The organism is Rhodococcus sp. NPDC056743, assembly GCF_042790355.1.
GTDB lineage: Bacteria > Actinomycetota > Actinomycetes > Mycobacteriales > Mycobacteriaceae > Rhodococcus_F.
The window spans coordinates 337755-353232 of sequence record NZ_JBHTZI010000006.1 but is presented as its reverse complement, the minus strand read 5'-3'; the positions used below and the strand labels follow the sequence as shown (position 1 = coordinate 353232).

The window sequence follows — 15478 nt, the reverse complement described above, 5'->3', positions numbered from 1 at the left end:
GGCTAATCTGGAATATCGTGAGTATCGCTAACGTGCGCAGTGCCGGTGGAATCAAGATCAGCTACCGCGATTCGGGGGCTGGTTCCGGGAGTACCGAACTGCCTCCCGTCGTCCTCGTGCACGGCATGGGCGGCGACAGCGGCACGTGGGACCGATTCGCCAGAGCCTTGCGGTCACGCGATCGGCGCGTCGTCTCGGTGGACCTTCGTGGACACGGGCGCAGCGCTCGGGCGTCGTCGTACCTGTTCGAGGAATTTGCCGAGGACATCATGGATGTGTGTGATCACTTGGAGCTCGATCACGTCGATCTGGTGGGGCATTCACTCGGCGGGCACGCGGCGTCGTTGATCGCGCAGCGGCGGACGAGCGGCGTTCGCAAGCTGGTCATCGAGGAAGCACCGCTCCCACTTCGCCCGGGCGATCCGGAGCAGGTATTTTCCCGCACGTTGCCGAGTATGTCCGAGCTGTGGCACGCAACAACAAGTTTGGTGCGTCATCCGCGGGCTGCTCTGGCCTTCGACAAGTCGATGACGGGATCGGCGCTGACGCAGTTCCGTCAACCGGACCAACTGTGGTGGGAATCGTTGCCGCTGATCGAAGCGGACACGTTGTTCCTGCGCGGTGGCCTCGGCGGCATGGTGGATCCCGACCGGCTTCGTGAGGTCACGGCGACGGTCAAGCGTTGCGAGGTCAAGTCATTTCGCACCGGTCACAGCGTGCATCGTGACGGTTACCGTGAATTCGAGGCGGCAGTGGTGCCCTTTATTTCGTAAACCGGGCGTCCAGATGTGTAGAGAACCTGCCGACGGTCAACTCTGTGCAGACACACTCCGAGAGGACGTCGTCACGTGAGCCCAGAACCCGCGAACGTCCCGCAGTCCAGCCACGGATTACCGCGTCGGATGTTCTTGGGTGGGATGGGCGCTCTGGCTCTGGCCGGAATGACAGATATCGGGTCGGCGGGTGCCGCGGTCACGCCCTCGCGGGCAGCGCCCAGTGATTCGTTTCCCGCTCAGCCCAACATCGTGGTCATCATCACCGATCAGGAGCGGCGGCCGATGTTCTGGCCGCAGGGGTGGGCGGAGCGGAATCTTCCTCACCGCCAACGCATTGCGCGTCACGGACTGACTTTCGACCAAGCCGTCTGCAACACGGCGATGTGTTCTCCCAGTCGGAGCACGTTCTTCACCGGGTTGTATCCCGCGCAACATGGCGTGACCAGAACCCTGACCGAGGGCGGCACGGTTTCTCCCACCGAACCACAGTTGCAGACGTCGGAACAGAACATGGCGAAGATGCTGGCGTCCGCCGGGTACAACGTTCAGTACCGGGGGAAATGGCATCTGAGCAAGGGAGCGTCCGGCGGCGATCCGTCCAGTGACGACGTCGCAGCGTTCGGTTTCGGCGGGTGGACGCCACCTGATGCCGGGCAGGACACCAACCCCGACCATTTCGGCGGCGGATGTGCCGATCACGACCGCCGCGCTGCCGAGGAAGCCGTCGAATTTCTCACCGGTCCGGATGCGAAAGGGGGCAAGCCTTTTGCGTTGATCGTTTCGTTTGTCAATCCGCACGACGTCCTTGCGTACCCGCAGTCGTGGGATGCGATGAGCGGTACGTGCGACAACTACGGGTCCGATGCGCCTGGCGCTTTCGAGCAGGGCATCGAACTGCCGCCGACCTATGACGAAATCCTTGCCTTCAATTACAAACCGAGTGCTCAGGTGCAGTCGGAGTTGTTGCTCGCCGCCGGACTCGGCCCACTACTCGGACCCGATCAGGCGAGGAAGTACATCAACTTCTACGCCTACATGCACAAGGTCGTGGACGAGCGCATCGGTAGCGTTCTCGACGCCTTGGAGGCCACACCGGGGTTGCTCGATGACACCGTCATCGTGCGGATGTCCGATCACGGTGAGATGGGGATGTCGCACGGAGGCTTGAGGCAGAAGGTATTCAACGCGTACGAGGAAACTCTGCGCGTCCCACTGGTGATCAGCAATCCGTTGTTGTTCCCGCAACCGGTTCAGACGGACGCCTTGGCGTCGTTGATCGACGTGATGCCCACGCTCGCAACCCTCGCGCAGGTGCCGGACCGTGCGTCGTGGAACTTTCTCGGCACCGATCTCACTCCCGTGCTCGTAGACGCGGCGGCGTATCCACACGCGCCGAGCATGCAGGTTCAGGACACGATTCTCTTCACTTACGACGATCAGAACTGTGCGACGCCTGATGGCCAGAACATCGTCAGGGCGCCGAACCATATTCGCTGCATTCGGGACAGTCGGTGGAAGTACACGATGTACTTCGATCCGGCGGGAAGTGCTGCGCCCCAATACGAACTGTACGATCTTAATGCTGATCCCCTGGAGACGAACAACCTGGCCAACCCGTTCAATTCCGAGTCTTACCAACCCGCAAAAGCCGCAGAGATGAATGCAAAACTCTTTGCCACGATGGACGCCAAGGGTGTTTCGCTGGCCGAGTCGAGCAATATTCCGCAAAACTGATTCAGGGTGCGGTTCTCCGGGCATTCTTGATGGACATATGTCTTCGTTTCGGGAAGAAGGATTGTCATGACCGTCACCTCGCCGGGGCGAGAAGGATTCAGTTCCCTCCGATCGGGAGGGTTGAACTGGGATTGTTTTCCCCTCAGATTGTTCACAAAAGGAAATGCCAAATTCTGGAACCCGGCAGACCTCGATTTTTCGAAAGACGCTCGGGACTGGCAGGAGTTGACCAGCGAGCAGCAGCGCAGCGCAACGTATCTGTGCGCGCAGTTCATCGCCGGTGAAGAAGCAGTGACAGAGGATATCCAACCGTTCATGCAGGCAATGTCCGCTGAAGGCCGGTTCAGCGACGAGATGTATCTGACCCAATTCTGCTTCGAGGAAGCCAAGCACACTCAGGTTTTCCGGCTGTGGATGGATGAGGTCGGGCTCACTGACGACCTGCATTCCTACGTCGCCGATAATCCGTATTACCGACAACTGTTCTACGAGGAGTTGCCGGCATCGCTGCGGATTCTCCAGACCGACCCCAGTCCGGTCAACCAAGTGCGGGCGAGCGTCACTTACAACCATGTCATCGAGGGCAGCCTTGCGTTGTCAGGCTACTACGCCTGGCAGAAGGTATGTGCCACAAGGGGAATCCTGCCCGGAATGCAGCAGCTGATCAAAAAGATCGGCGACGACGAGCGGCGCCACATGGCATGGGGGACTTTCACGTGCCGTCGGCACGTGGCTGCGGACGACGCCCTGTGGGATGTCGTGCAGGAACGCATGGGTGAGCTGATGCCGATGGCTCTTGGTCTCATCAACTGGGTCAACGATCAATTCGAAGTCCAGCCCTTTGGCCTCGATAACCAGGAGTTTCTCGAGTATGCGGCTGATCGTGCGCAGCGGAGGCTTTCGGCAATCGAGTCTGCGCGTGGGCGTGACGTGGCCGAGATCGACCTCGACTACTCACCCGAGACTCTCGAGGAGAAATTCGGGGCTGAAGACGCGGCGGTGATGAGTGAAGCCGGTAGCTAGAGTCAAAAGCTAAGCCGCCCAAAATTTTCCGTCAGTATTCGGACTTTTCCGACCGATTTGATTGTGACCGTTGTCTCCGAACATAGTTTCGAATAGAGTTGGGGAATGTTCGATCCGGGGGTGGGGATTTTCGGTCGCTCGGCGCAGCTGAGTGGTACCGAAACCGACTGTGCCCTCGTTGATTTGATGGCCGAACTGCATGCGTGTGAGGCGATGCTGGTCGAGCGGAAGCTGGCGGTGGTGGCGGAGTTCTTCACCCGCCGTAGCGCCGGGCATGTCGAGGGCGGAGCCTGGTCGTCGTCGGCGCACGAGTTGGCCGAATCCGAGGTCGGCGCGGTGCTCACGATGGGGCGCGCCGCGGCGGGGAAGCTCATCGGGTTGGGTTTTGCTTTGAGGACGCGGTTGCATCGGACACGGGCGGCGATGGCGCGCGGGGAACTCGACTTCTACCGGGTGTCGTTGATCGAGTCGGCGACGGCGAATGTCGGTGACGAGTTGATCGACGAGGTCGAACGCTTACTCCTCGAGCAAGTGTTGGCCCCGCCCGTGGACGGTGGGACCGGGTTGACTGGGCGGCGGTTGACGGCGGCGATCGACCGGATCGTCGCCCGCGTCGACCCGGAAGGACTGCGGGAACGCCGACGCCGCGCCCTCGCCGACAGGTTCGTCGGGGTCAGCGCCGCCGAGGACGGCATGGCCCGCATCCTGGGCAGCATCCCGGCCGAACAAGCAAGGGCGTTCGACGGACGGTTGCGGGAATTGGCGATGTCGGTGTGCCGCCATGATTCACGGACGTATGAGCAGCGCCGGGCTGACGCGTTGGGTGTGCTGGTGGGTGGGTCGACGGTGTTGGTGTGTGATTGCGGCCGGGATGATTGTCCGCAGGACCGCAGTGGTCTGATCGTTGTGCGTCGGCCGTTGGTGCATGTGGTGATGTACGAAACCACTCTGGATACGGACTCGGATGAGCCGGCCCATCTGGACGGGTACGGCGTGATCAGCGCCGAGCATGCCCGCGACATCGCCAAGAATGCACAGGTGCGGGAAGTGCGAGTACCGGAAACACCCGAACCTGAGACCGTGTCGGCGTTTGTGTACCGTCCCGGCGCCGCCCTCGATGCCTGGCTACGCGTCCTCGCGGGCAGTTGCCAGTGGCCGCACTGCGATGTCCCGGCCTGGAACTGCGACCTCGACCACCGAGTTCCGTTCAACCAGACCGATCCCGCGAACGGTGGGCTGACGGTGGCGTCGAATCTGAGTGCGTTCTGCCGGAACCATCACCGCCTCAAGCATTCCGGATCCTGGCAGCTCGCCCCGAATCCGGATCGCAGCATCACCCTGACCTCACAGACCGGGCATCGCTACCGAACCCGAGCAGCCGGACTACTCGCCGGAAGGCAGGAACCGCCGCCACCGGACGGCGGCACCCGACGGCGAACTCGACTCGAGAACAAGGCTGCCCGCATCCGGGCCGAACGCAAACGACGGAAAACTCGCGCGAGACCCACACCCCGAAAACACGCGCCCCACAAACCCGTCGACTACGGCAACGACCCGCCACCGTTCTGAGTGCTTGCTGTGTTGCGGCTCAACCATGCCAAGCTGTAGTCCGCAATTTCACGCCAACCGTGATCGATGGTGAGGGAGTGGCCACGGTCGTCGAATACCCTGTACTCGTTGACTGTTGGCGCTTTGTGATACATCTTGAACGAGCTGTCCGTGCTGGCTTTCGGGACCATTCGATCTTTTCCGCCGCCGATTATCAGCAGCGGGCCGCGTTCGGCATTGAAGTCGACGTGTGCGGGGCTGTGGGGATTGAAGTTGGCGAGTGCAGCTTCGAAGAGTGGTTGCCCGGGTGCCGGAATCACGTACCGCTCGTACAGTGCGTCGGATTCGCTCTTGGTGATCGCACTGGCAAAGGATCTGTGAAAGGAATCTCTGGTGTGCGAGTAAGTCTTCCGGTAGTTGGCGGGATTGGACAAGACCGGGAGGACAGTGCGGAGTTGCACGAGGGGGAGTTTCAGCACACCTTTTGGTTGTGCGGGGTCGATTGCAATTGCAGCGGAGGCTAAGTTCTGCCCCAGAAGCTTCTGTGCGATAAGTCCGCCGAAGGAATGACCGACCACGATCGGTGGAGTATCCAAATCGGCGATCACTTTGCCGTAGTGGTCGGTGATCTCGTCGATTCCGTGTCCTGCGATTTCTTCCGGGTGTTCTCGGGATTCTCCGACAGTGGCGCCGTCGCCGGGCCATCCGGGTGCCATGGTGCCGTACCCACGTTCGGTGAAGACCTGGGTCCAGGGCTCCCATGCGCTGGGATGCATCCACAATCCGTGGATGAAAAGGACCGTCGGTTTGGCGGCAGTGGGCATGTGTTCTCCTGTGATCGATCAGCTCTGATCGTCAGGGGATGCCCAATTTTGCTCAACTCATTCACCCGGTACGTCGACGACGACGCCGTAGCCATGCAGCTGGCAAGATTGCCGACATGTTCAGAACCTCGAGTCAGCGATCCATGGCCGTCTGGTCCGCGGTATTTGTTCTCTCCCAGGCGAACATCGTGAGACTGCTGGGGCCGGTGGGTCCGCGGGTCCTGGAGGTGCAGACAGCATTCTCCGCACGTCGGTACCACGAGGTTCTGGCGAAGATGGATGGCGCGGAGACGGGGCGGTTCCGCAGTCACTACTACCCGGACTTTGTCCATCCGGCGATCTACGCGATGGCATTGCGCGCCGCCGGCCGAAGGTTGGGGGAGCGCACGCCGCTCTCGCCGACGGTTCGCAAGGCCCTTGCGGTGGCGCCGGTACTGTCCGCTGCCGGTGACTACGTCGAGAACGTTGTCGGACTGCATCTGCTCGACAACCGGGGCAGCATCACCGATACGACGGTGCGGCTCACCACAGCGGTGAGCATCAGCAAATGGGTGCTTGCGCTGGGAACTCTCGGATATCTGTCGCAGGGGTTTGTCAGAGTATGGATAACTCGGTATTGATAACTCGACGATGAGGAGTACTGATGGCGGCGGAACTGGATATCGAATACTTCGCGGACGGTGAGGAATTTCGTCGGTGGTTGTCCGAACACCATGAGGTGAGTCCCGGGGTGTGGTTGAAAATGGCCAAGAAGACGTCACCCCATTCGTCCATCGACTACGACCAGGCACTTGATGTCGCGCTGTGTTTCGGCTGGATCGACAGCCTGCCGAGGAAGGTTGACGACCACTTCTTTCTGCGGAAGTTCTCACCGCGTACGCCTCGTAGCCCGTGGTCGAAACGTAATGTCGAGATTGTTGCGAGGCTCGAGAGCGAAGGATTGCTCGAGCCCGCGGGCGTTGCGGCTATCGAGAAAGCCAAGGCCGACGGCAGATGGGAACGCGCGTACGAAGGTTCCGCGAAAGCCGAGGTGCCGCAGGATTTTCTCGACGCATTGGCCTTGAATCCGCAGGCGCAAGCTTTCTACGAAACGCTGAATTCGACCAATCGGTTCACGATCTTCTATCGGTTGCAGGAGGCGAAGCGTCCCGAGACCAGGACCCGCCGGATACAGAACTTCATCAGCCAACTCGAGGAGGGCAAGAAGTTTCACTGACGTGGGCTGACACAATGGCACTCGTGACCGAAGCCAAGACCTGCTCAGCGCTGTCTGCCGTCGACGAACCGTTGGAAGGCACAGCGGCCGTTGTGCGTGGTTGGGTGTGCCTCGAGTTTGTCGGTGCCTGGGGACGGGATGTTCTCGACGGCACAGCTCTCGGGGAGGAGCTTGCCACTGAACTGAGTCGGCGCGCGGACGCTGCAGACGTGCGCGTGATGTTCATCAGGCATCCCGGTCGACACGAGACGTTGTCTGCCGGTCACACGGTGCTTCTTGCGCGTTCCGATCCTGACGATTCGTGGTGCGAGCGATTGCAGATCGATTCGCCGTTCGATCTTCTCGACATCGACTTCGCGCTGCTCGGTGGGCCGGCCCCAGGCTTGGGCGTCAGGGTCGAGGAACCGGTGGTGTTGGTGTGCGCGCACGGAAAACGTGATCAGTGTTGCGCGGTTCTGGGCAGGCCGATTGCAGCGGAGTTGGTTCCGTCGTTCGGCGAGAACGTGTGGGAATGCTCGCATACCGGCGGTCACCGGTTTGCGCCGTCCATGATCCTGTTGCCCAGTGGCTATACCTATGGCCGGCTGTCCGGGGCGGAAAGCCTTGCGGCGGCGGAGTCGGCGGTTCGCGGTGAAGTTCATCTTCCGGGGCTGCGGGGCCGGAGTCAGTGGAACTCGGTGGGCCAGGTCGCGGAAATTGCTGTCCGACAGTACATTCCCTGTGGCGTCGATGATCTGAGTGTCGAAGATCTGGGCGGTCAACTGTGCATTGTCGAGCACACCGACGGCCGGAGTTGGGAAGTGGAAACGCGGACGTCGGAGTTGGCTCCGCGTCCACCCAGTTGTGGGGCGGATCCCAAACCGGTTCGGCCCGTTGTTGCCACGTCCGTTCGTGAACTGGGTTCGGGCCTGATGCTGAACTAGCCGGAATCGTGCATCAGTTCAACAGGATTCCGTCGTCGGCATCGAAGTCCAGTCCCGCCGTGACGATGCCTGAGAACAGGAATGCCCCGCCAACGGCGACGGCGGGGATAGTGAGGATCCACTCGAAAATTGTCATGCTCCAAGTCTGACAACGCGCGGCTCGAAGAACATCGCCCCAGGGATCGATATACGCGATCGGGTAGTCATCCCGGAGGATGACTACCCGATCAGGGGAAACCAGGAGCGATCAGTGCCCGATGCCGACTTTCGCGTGGATTTTCTTCATCCACGCCGGCGCCCACCAGTTTGCTTCGCCCATGAGCTTCACCAGGGACGGAACGAGGAGCATGCGGATGATGGTCGCGTCGACGATCAGTGCCACGATCATGCCGACTCCGAGGAATTTCATCACTCCCAGACCTGACATCGCAAAAGCACCCGTCACGACGATGAGGAGTAGTGCTGCGGCCGTCACGATGCGGCCCGTTCGCTCGGTGCCGAACTTGACGGCCTCTTCCGTTGTCGCGCCGTCGTTCTTGGCTTCGACCATGCGCGACATGAGGAACACTTCGTAGTCGGTGGACAATCCGAAGACAACAGCCAGGATCAGGACGACAAATGTTGCTTCGAGCGGTGTCTGGCTGACACCGAGAAGTTCGACGCCGTGGCCTTCCTGGAAGACGAAGGTGAGGACGCCGAAGGTGGTTGCCAAACTCAAGGCAGCCATCAGTACGGCCTTGATGGGCAACACAATTGATCCGAACGCGAGAAAGAGCAGGATCAGCGTCGAACCGACCATGATCAGAATCATGACCGGCAGCCAGTGCAGGACAGCGTTGTTGCCGTCGTCGACGGTGGCTTGTCCGCCGCCGACCAACAATTCGGCACCGTCGGGCGCCGGTATCTCGCGAAGATCGGTGACGGCGCTACTTTGGGACTGCGACGTGGAACCTTCGCTGTAGAACGCCTGGATTGCGATCAGCGAATTGGTACTCGCGACGACGGTAGCCTGTGCGATGCCCTCGACTTCGCCGGCGGCTTCGGCTATTGCCGTGCCTTCGGCAGGGGTGAGTACGGTATCGCCCTCGGCTTGCAGGATCAATGTCGCGCCGTTGCCGGTTTGGGGAAAGTCGTTGACCAGCGTGTCCATTGCCGTACGGGCGGGGTCGTCGGCCGGCAATGCGGTGTACGAGAGTTCGCCCAGTCGTGCGCCCAGTAGCGGCGACGCCAGCACGAGAAGCAGGGTGACAATCGTGATGGACACGGCAACAGGTCGTTTCATCACCCACGAGACGACGCGGCCCCAGAACCTTTGTGAACGTTCTTCTCCGCGTTGGGCCGCGCCCTTACGCCACGTCAACGAATTGATGCGGTGGCCCAGGATGGCAAGCAAGGCGGGCACCGCGGTCAACGACAGTACGGCAGCGCACAGCACGGCGGCGATGGCACCGAATCCCAGTGAACGAATCACAGCTTGTGGGAACACGAGCATGCCGCTGAACGCGCAGATCAGCAGCAGCCCTGAGAACATCACGGTACGACCGGCCGTCAGAACTGTGCGGGTGGCTGCGGCGCCGGGTTCGGAACCGGAGTTCAGTTCCTCTCGGAATCGACCGACGACAAACAATCCGTAGTCGATGGCGAGGCCGAGCCCCAGTAGTGAGGCCACGTTGATCGAGAACGAACTGACCTCGGTAATCGACGTCAGAACTCGCAGGACGGCCAATGCGCTCAGTACGCTCAGGACCCCGACAAAAACCGGTACGGCTGCAGCGACAAGCCCGCCGAAGATGAAGACCAACAACACGAGGGTGATCGGGATGGCTATCGCCTCGGCGACAATAAGATCCTTCTCCAGCGTGGTGTTGAAGGCGACACCCACCACCGTATTTCCGGCGAATTGTGCTTGCGCGCCTTCCACTTCGAGCGTGGGGAGTAGATCGGAAAATGTGGCGGCGGTGATTCCGGAGTCCGGTGCCAACGTGATCGCGACCGCGCCCATCGTTCCGTCGTTGGAGACCAGATTTGCCTTTGTCGCGGCGTCGGCGCTCCAATACGACTTCACGGTGGCAGTCGGCACGTTGGCCGTGAACTCGTCGACTGTGGCTGTCACGGCCGGGCCGATGTCGTCGAGGCTTTTGCCTTCGGTCGGTGTGTAGATCGCGATGATGTCCGGGGTTTGTGGTCCGAGGTTCTCCTCGACGATTGCTGCGACCTTCGCGGAGTCGCTTCCCGGGTCGACAAATCCACCTTGGCTGAGCTTTCCGAATACTCCGAGACCCCACACGCCACTGATAAGCACGATGAGAACTGCGAGCGAGAGCACCCACCATTTTCGGGAAACGACGGTTTGGGCCCAGCGTGTCATTGATCAACTCCGGTGAAATTTTCGGACATGGCCGTACCGACTGTATCGGGGGTTCGAGCGGTGCGGTGAAATGCCGAATCGACAGTGTCGGAGAATGAGTCCGTGTTTCCTTTCGGTCGGTCAAGGCGGCTCGGTGTCGCGCGCGCACTCTACGAACCGAAAGACCTGTTGCGAGCCTATGAGCGGTTCGCGAGAAAGGAGATCCGACCGAACTCCGAACTTCTGATCGTGATCCCGCTCAGTGACAAGAGCGACTTGGAGATCACGATTCCGAATTCGTCCGCAGACTGGATCGAGTCGAGGATTCGCGGGCTGTGCGCCTCGCTGGGAGATATCGACCGGCGTGCACAAAAGACTCTGCGCGACGAGTTTGTCATCGGCTGGATCGAACTCGATTCACCGGACCACGGAGTCGTCGATTACTGGGCCGTCGGTGTCAACAGCGAGTATCCCATCGATATCTGCTGGACTGGCGATGTCTGGGAGGAAGAGCGAGCGACGTGACAGGCGCTCGCCCCCGAACGAATCACGTTCAGGGGCGACGACGGGTGTGCAGAATCAGCGATTGTCCTTCTTGGCCTGGCGCCGTGCACCAGCGGCAATACTGGACGCTTCGAACTTCTTCTTGCCCGGAGAACTACGTGTTTCGTCGACGCGAGCCTTTCCCGCGGACGCGACCTTTCCGCTACCGGTGTCGATATCGCTGAACGACGGAGCGTCCTTGCGAGCCCGGCCCAGTCGCTCGTCCTTGAGTTCGCGGGCGCTTTGGCGGGAGACCGCAGCCAAACGGCGGCTCACCCGGCTGAGCGCGTCTTCGAAAACTTCTGCTTTACCGGCGTTGCGAGCATTTGCCGACTTACCGGAACCGCGTCCCTTCTTCTCGGCAACCTTTGCCGAACCCGCACGTCGGTACAACTTCGTGTACTTGTTGCGGGCCCGACGAATGCGCGTGTGCAGGGCGATCAGTTCGTCTTCGTCGAGTTCGGCAATCTGATCCTTTTTGGTCTCGAGGATCAACACGTATTCGTCCTCGGAAAGGGAATTCAGAATCTTTTTCACGTCTATTCCGATCTGTCCAGAGTTTCCGAATTTCGGTGGTACCGCATGCTAATCCTTTTTCGAGGTGCATGGCGGAATACCGTGCTCAGGCGCGGGGCCGGAATGTGCGTGACGAGGCCGTTGCGACTCGGTTCGGGTGTGTCATGCATACTGCTGGAAGCACTTGCAAGCCATGCGTGTGGGGGAAGCCGGTCGAAATCCGGCGCTGACCCGCAACGGTAGGTTCGTTGTCGAATCATCGAGAACGAATGAGCCCGAATGCCCGCCGCGTGGTGTGCGACATCCATTCGTCGTGGTCTACGAAACGGAAGTCCAGCGAGAGCCCTGCCCGCGGATTCCGTCTGCGCGGTAAGTGTTCTCCCAGGATTCTCATTCGTGGCTCTGAGCCCTTTTGCGAGGTCCCGTGTCACTCAAGATTTCCACCACCCGCGCCGTTGCCGCGTTGATCGGGGTCGCGTTGGTGGCCGCCGGTTGTTCGAAAGGCGAGGCAACCGAAAACTCTGTGTCGACCGAATCGTTCGCTCAGCCGGTCAGCATCACCAATTGCGAGCGTGAAATGACCTTCGATTCACCGCCGCAGAGAATCGTGTCCTTGAACGGCCATGTCACCGAGGCGCTTATCGAGATCGGCGCGGGTGACCGCATTGTCGGACGGGCATACAGCGACAATCCGCCTACCGCGGAGACGGCTGAACAGTTCGACACGATTCCCAGTCTGTCCGATACGTTTCCGAGTGCCGAGCAAATTCTGGACGTGGATCCGGACTTCGTTGTCGGCGGCATGACCAGCGCATTCAACGAGAAGCAAGGAAGATCACGCGACGCGTTTGCCGAGAAAGGGATCAATACCTTCCTCTTCTCGGAATACTGCGGCACCGGTTTCCCTGACATCGGACTGCTCGAAAACGATTACACGCAACTCGGCCGCGTCTTGGGCGTCGAGGATTCCGCTCGCGCGGTAGCCGAACAGATCAGCTCTGGCCTTGACTCAGTCCGCGCTTCGGTCGGTGATGCCGCACCGGTCTCCACCTTCTTCTACGACAGCGGTGAGGATGTTCCGACCACGATCGGCGGCGTCGGCGTCGGGCAACTGGTTGCCGAGTACTCCGGCGTGACGAACATCTTCTCCGAAGGTGCCAAGCCCTACATCGATGCAAGCTGGGAGGCTGTTGCCGAGCGTGCGCCCCAGGCGATCGTTGTCATCGACTACGGCGACAAGACAGCGGATCAGAAGATCGACTTCCTGCGGTCTCAGCCGTTGATGGCAACCACTCCGGCTGTGGCGCAGAACCGATTTGTTGTGGTGCCTCTCGCGGATCTCTTCGAGAGTTCTCGTCTGGTGCGCTCGGCGCACACCATCGCAAGCGCTTTCCATCCGAGCGCTGTCGCAACAGGCACCGACGCGTCGAAGTGACACTTTCACGTTCCGGTTACGGCGCCCTGCTGGCCGGACTGCTGGTAGCCCTGGCAGCGATGCTGGGGTTGGCGGTGTCCTTCGGGTCGGTGCGCATTCCGGTCGGTGACGTGTGGGCGATAGTCGGAGCACGCTTGGCGCCAGGGACTTTCGAGACCTGGTGGTCGGCGGCGCGGGAGTCGATAGTGATCGACTCTCGCCTGCCACGCGCCCTCACTGCCGCTGTGGTGGGTGCGTCGTTGGCGATCTCAGGCGCGGTGGCGCAGGCGGTCACACGCAATCCGTTGGCTGATCCCTATCTTCTCGGGGTGTCGTCCGGTGCGGGCTTCATGGTGGTGCTGGTGTCCGTGCTGGGCATTGGTGTCGGTGTCCTGGGAGTTTTCACGATTCCCGTCGCGGCCTTTGTCGGCGCGATGATCCCGCTGTTCCTCGCCCTGGTGATCGGTGGCAGATACCCCCAGCCTACGGCGATCATCCTGGTGGGAGTTGCTCTGGCCCAGATATTCTCGGCGCTCATCACCTTCTGCATTCTGGTTTTGGCCGACGATCGGCACGTGACGTCGGTGATGCACTGGATAGCAGGCGGATTCGGCGACTCGAGATGGTCGACACTGATCTTCCCGACCGTGGCGCTTCTCGTCGTCGGAGCTGCGTTGATGCTCAGCGCGCGGTGGATGGACGTCCTGCAGACCGGTGACGACGGCGCAGCAGCCTTGGGTATGAACGTGCGACGCTTCCGGGTGCTGTCGCTTCTCGCGGTGTCGGTACTGGCCGGCGCGGCGGTGAGCGTCGCCGGTGGCATCGGTTTCATCGGATTGCTGATTCCGCATCTTGCCGGATTTGTGGTGGGTACCAGAGCAATTCGCCTTCTTCCTGCCGCCGGGTTGCTGGGCGCAGTGGCGATGGTAGCCGCTGACACGGTGGCGCGTTCGGTGTCGGAATCGACCGAGCTACCGGTGGGTGTGATCACTGCCTTGGTGGGAGCGCCGATATTCGTCTGGATGCTCTACCGGCAGTACAGGAGGCTGGAGCAGTGATTCTGGAACTCGTCGACACGCGGGCCCGCCTGGGAAATCGTGAGGTGCTGCACGGCATAGGTTTCCAGGCTTCCGCAGGTGAGATTCTCGGCTTGGTCGGCCCGAACGGCAGTGGCAAGACCACTGCGCTGCGTTGCTGTTACAACGCGCTGGCCCCCAGCGGTGGTGCGGTACTGATCGATGGCATGGACGCGACGTCCTTGTCGCGCCGGGAGATTGCGCGAACCGTTTCGGCGAGTGTTCAGGAACCGGCAGTGTCCGGTGGGCTTTCAGTGCGTGAATCCGTTGCTCTCGGACGTACCCCGCACCGAAATTGGCTGGATCGCACAACGGAGCGAGATGGCACTATCGTGGATCGGTGCCTGGAACAGGTCGGTCTCGCGGTGCTGTCCGGCCGGGATGTCGCGACGTTGTCCGGCGGTGAGCGTCAGCGAGTGTCCATTGCCCGGGCGCTGGCGCAGCAACCGAAGATCCTGTTGTTGGACGAGCCGACCAATCATCTCGACCTGCGCCACCAGTTGATCGTGATGGAACTGCTCACGGAGTTGGCATCACAGGGATTGGCCGTGGTGGTCACGATGCACGATCTTCGATTGGCCGTCGAATACTGCGATCGACTGGCGGTGCTTCACGAGGGAAACCTGCGGGCCTGTGGGCCCACTGCCGAGGTGCTGGAAGAATCGTTGCTGGCCGAGGTTTTCGGGATCAAAGCTCGCGTGGAGCAGGGACTGCGTCCAAGGATGGAGATTGTGGGGCTGGCGTGAATGACGAGATACGCGCGATCTACGCGCGGATGGCGGCCGCGGTTCCGTTTTTCGAAAGCCTCGACGCCTATCCGGCTACCATCCCGGCCGAGGTGATGACGGACCCGGACTGGATGGCCGCGCGCGTCGCGGATACAGCGAGGCGGTGGGGGAGCGACGAGAGTCGGGTCAACGGCACCTTGTGGTGGTATTCGGCCAGTTCGACGTTGACCGGCATTCCGCTCGGAACTGGGTTGGTCACCGGTTTTGCCGCTGACCCGTCGCTCTCTCGAGCTCGGATCTTCTTGCGCGGCGACGGTTATCTCGGTGGTTTTGCTGCCGCTTCTCTCATCCCGATCACGACCGGTGTTGCCGAGTTGGCACGGGCGATGTGCCAGGCTTTGACGCCTGTCATCGAGGTGCTCGCCGAGGTGTCCGGAGTGCGTGAGAAGGCATTGTGGGCGATCACCACCGATTCCATTGCCAACCGCGCGCTCGACGCGGCCGGTCTGCGGCGTGAGCGCGGAAGTGCCTGTGCCGCTGGATTGATCGATGCCCTTCGGAGTGCGGGCGCGCCCATTCCGCGGCCTCGTTTCGTGGACGTGAGCGCGGGGGAGAGCGCCGCGCGAGTCGAGAATCCGTTGACGCCGGTGTCGGCGGATCGTCGACGGTTCACCCAGCGGGCGTCGTGTTGCCTGATCTACGAGGTGCCTGGCGAAGCCAAGTGCACCAGTTGTCCCAAGCGTGCACCCGAGGATCGTGTGGGGTTGCTTGCTGCTCTTGTTTGACGGACGGGTTGTTTGACGGATGGCG

General features: G+C 61.2%; 16 protein-coding genes and 1 riboswitch. Of the genes, 12 read left to right on the top strand and 4 right to left on the bottom strand.

The window, feature by feature from the left end; all coding sequences use genetic code 11:
• Positions 1-17: 17 nt before the first annotated feature.
• The 4 genes from ACFRFQ_RS16110 (at position 18) to ACFRFQ_RS16095 (ending at position 5102) form a co-directional block, all read left to right on the top strand.
• The gene (locus tag ACFRFQ_RS16110) at positions 18-773 is read left to right on the top strand and encodes an alpha/beta fold hydrolase (protein ID WP_378659391.1); all 756 of its coding nucleotides are present in this window, start codon (positions 18-20) and stop codon (positions 771-773) included.
• 129 nt (positions 774-902) lie between these two features.
• Positions 903-2510 carry a sulfatase-like hydrolase/transferase gene (locus tag ACFRFQ_RS16105; protein ID WP_378659680.1) on the top strand — a complete coding sequence of 536 codons (1608 nt, stop codon included), beginning with the start codon at positions 903-905 and terminating at the stop codon, positions 2508-2510.
• Between the two features lie 66 nt (positions 2511-2576).
• Positions 2577-3533, top strand: coding sequence for a R2-like ligand-binding oxidase (locus ACFRFQ_RS16100; RefSeq protein ID WP_378659388.1), 957 nt, complete (start codon positions 2577-2579; stop codon positions 3531-3533).
• Between the two features lie 105 nt (positions 3534-3638).
• Positions 3639-5102, top strand: coding sequence for a DUF222 domain-containing protein (locus ACFRFQ_RS16095; protein ID WP_378659386.1), 1464 nt, complete (start codon positions 3639-3641; stop codon positions 5100-5102).
• Here ACFRFQ_RS16095 and ACFRFQ_RS16090 read toward each other — a convergent pair.
• Positions 5075-5905 (bottom strand): alpha/beta hydrolase, encoded by an 831-nt coding sequence (locus ACFRFQ_RS16090; RefSeq protein ID WP_378659384.1) that lies wholly within the window; start codon positions 5903-5905, stop codon positions 5075-5077. The genes ACFRFQ_RS16095 and ACFRFQ_RS16090 overlap by 28 nt on opposite strands.
• 116 nt (positions 5906-6021) lie before the next feature.
• Here ACFRFQ_RS16090 and ACFRFQ_RS16085 point away from each other — a divergent pair, with 116 nt between their 5' ends.
• Genes ACFRFQ_RS16085 through ACFRFQ_RS16075 form a run of 3 tightly spaced genes read left to right on the top strand, consistent with a single transcriptional unit; the run spans position 6022 to position 8044 of the window.
• Positions 6022-6525, top strand: a complete 504-nt coding sequence (locus tag ACFRFQ_RS16085; RefSeq protein ID WP_378659381.1) for a hypothetical protein — start codon at positions 6022-6024, stop codon at positions 6523-6525.
• A gap of 23 nt (positions 6526-6548) precedes the next feature.
• Complete coding sequence (locus ACFRFQ_RS16080) at positions 6549-7121, top strand: YdeI family protein (protein ID WP_378659378.1); 573 nt, start codon at positions 6549-6551, stop codon at positions 7119-7121.
• 14 nt (positions 7122-7135) lie between these two features.
• A complete protein-coding gene (locus ACFRFQ_RS16075; RefSeq protein ID WP_378659375.1) occupies positions 7136-8044 on the top strand; it encodes a sucrase ferredoxin in 909 nt (302 codons plus the stop codon).
• Between the two features lie 13 nt (positions 8045-8057).
• On the opposite strand, the gene ACFRFQ_RS16070 is transcribed toward ACFRFQ_RS16075, so the two are convergent.
• Both ACFRFQ_RS16070 and ACFRFQ_RS16065 read right to left on the bottom strand, forming a co-directional pair.
• A complete protein-coding gene (locus ACFRFQ_RS16070; RefSeq protein ID WP_378659372.1) occupies positions 8058-8180 on the bottom strand; it encodes a hypothetical protein in 123 nt (40 codons plus the stop codon).
• A 111-nt stretch (positions 8181-8291) separates the two neighbouring features.
• A complete protein-coding gene (locus ACFRFQ_RS16065; RefSeq protein ID WP_378659368.1) occupies positions 8292-10412 on the bottom strand; it encodes an MMPL family transporter in 2121 nt (706 codons plus the stop codon).
• A 228-nt stretch (positions 10413-10640) separates the two neighbouring features.
• On the opposite strand from ACFRFQ_RS16065, the gene ACFRFQ_RS16060 reads away from it, so the two are divergent.
• Positions 10641-10916, top strand: a complete 276-nt coding sequence (locus tag ACFRFQ_RS16060) for a hypothetical protein (protein ID WP_378659365.1) — start codon at positions 10641-10643, stop codon at positions 10914-10916.
• A 54-nt stretch (positions 10917-10970) separates the two neighbouring features.
• On the opposite strand, the gene ACFRFQ_RS16055 is transcribed toward ACFRFQ_RS16060, so the two are convergent.
• Positions 10971-11471, bottom strand: a complete 501-nt coding sequence (locus ACFRFQ_RS16055) for a hypothetical protein (protein WP_378659362.1) — start codon at positions 11469-11471, stop codon at positions 10971-10973.
• 137 nt (positions 11472-11608) lie between these two features.
• A riboswitch (cobalamin riboswitch) is annotated at positions 11609-11756 on the top strand.
• Positions 11757-11874: 118 nt separating this feature from the next.
• Here ACFRFQ_RS16055 and ACFRFQ_RS16050 point away from each other — a divergent pair.
• Genes ACFRFQ_RS16050 through ACFRFQ_RS16035 form a run of 4 tightly spaced genes read left to right on the top strand, consistent with a single transcriptional unit; the run spans position 11875 to position 15453 of the window.
• Positions 11875-12885: an ABC transporter substrate-binding protein gene (locus ACFRFQ_RS16050; RefSeq protein ID WP_378659359.1), complete on the top strand. Its 1011-nt coding sequence runs from the start codon at positions 11875-11877 to the stop codon at positions 12883-12885.
• Positions 12882-13922: a FecCD family ABC transporter permease gene (locus ACFRFQ_RS16045; RefSeq protein ID WP_378659356.1), complete on the top strand. Its 1041-nt coding sequence runs from the start codon at positions 12882-12884 to the stop codon at positions 13920-13922. The genes ACFRFQ_RS16050 and ACFRFQ_RS16045 overlap by 4 nt, the downstream gene beginning before the upstream one ends.
• On the top strand, positions 13919-14686 hold the full coding sequence (locus ACFRFQ_RS16040; RefSeq protein ID WP_378659353.1) for an ABC transporter ATP-binding protein: 768 nt from the start codon (positions 13919-13921) through the stop codon (positions 14684-14686). Before ACFRFQ_RS16045 ends, ACFRFQ_RS16040 begins: the two co-directional genes overlap by 4 nt.
• Complete coding sequence (locus ACFRFQ_RS16035; protein WP_378659350.1) at positions 14683-15453, top strand: (2Fe-2S)-binding protein; 771 nt, start codon at positions 14683-14685, stop codon at positions 15451-15453. The genes ACFRFQ_RS16040 and ACFRFQ_RS16035 overlap by 4 nt, the downstream gene beginning before the upstream one ends.
• The last annotated feature ends 25 nt before the right edge of the window (positions 15454-15478 follow it).

What these genes read in the sequence shown, in the direction of transcription:
- ACFRFQ_RS16105 (WP_378659680.1), top strand. Translation starts at nt 903, where the DNA reads ATGTTCTTGGGTGGGATGGGCGCTCTGGCTCTGGCCGGAATGACAGAT.
- ACFRFQ_RS16100 (WP_378659388.1), top strand. Translation starts at nt 2,577, where the DNA reads ATGACCGTCACCTCGCCGGGGCGAGAAGGATTCAGTTCCCTCCGATCG.
- ACFRFQ_RS16095 (WP_378659386.1), top strand. Translation starts at nt 3,639, where the DNA reads ATGTTCGATCCGGGGGTGGGGATTTTCGGTCGCTCGGCGCAGCTGAGT.
- ACFRFQ_RS16090 (WP_378659384.1), bottom strand. Translation starts at nt 5,905, where the DNA reads ATGCCCACTGCCGCCAAACCGACGGTCCTTTTCATCCACGGATTGTGG.
- ACFRFQ_RS16085 (WP_378659381.1), top strand. Translation starts at nt 6,022, where the DNA reads ATGTTCAGAACCTCGAGTCAGCGATCCATGGCCGTCTGGTCCGCGGTA.
- ACFRFQ_RS16080 (WP_378659378.1), top strand. Translation starts at nt 6,549, where the DNA reads ATGGCGGCGGAACTGGATATCGAATACTTCGCGGACGGTGAGGAATTT.
- ACFRFQ_RS16075 (WP_378659375.1), top strand. Translation starts at nt 7,136, where the DNA reads ATGGCACTCGTGACCGAAGCCAAGACCTGCTCAGCGCTGTCTGCCGTC.
- ACFRFQ_RS16070 (WP_378659372.1), bottom strand. Translation starts at nt 8,180, where the DNA reads ATGACAATTTTCGAGTGGATCCTCACTATCCCCGCCGTCGCCGTTGGC.
- ACFRFQ_RS16065 (WP_378659368.1), bottom strand. Translation starts at nt 10,412, where the DNA reads ATGACACGCTGGGCCCAAACCGTCGTTTCCCGAAAATGGTGGGTGCTC.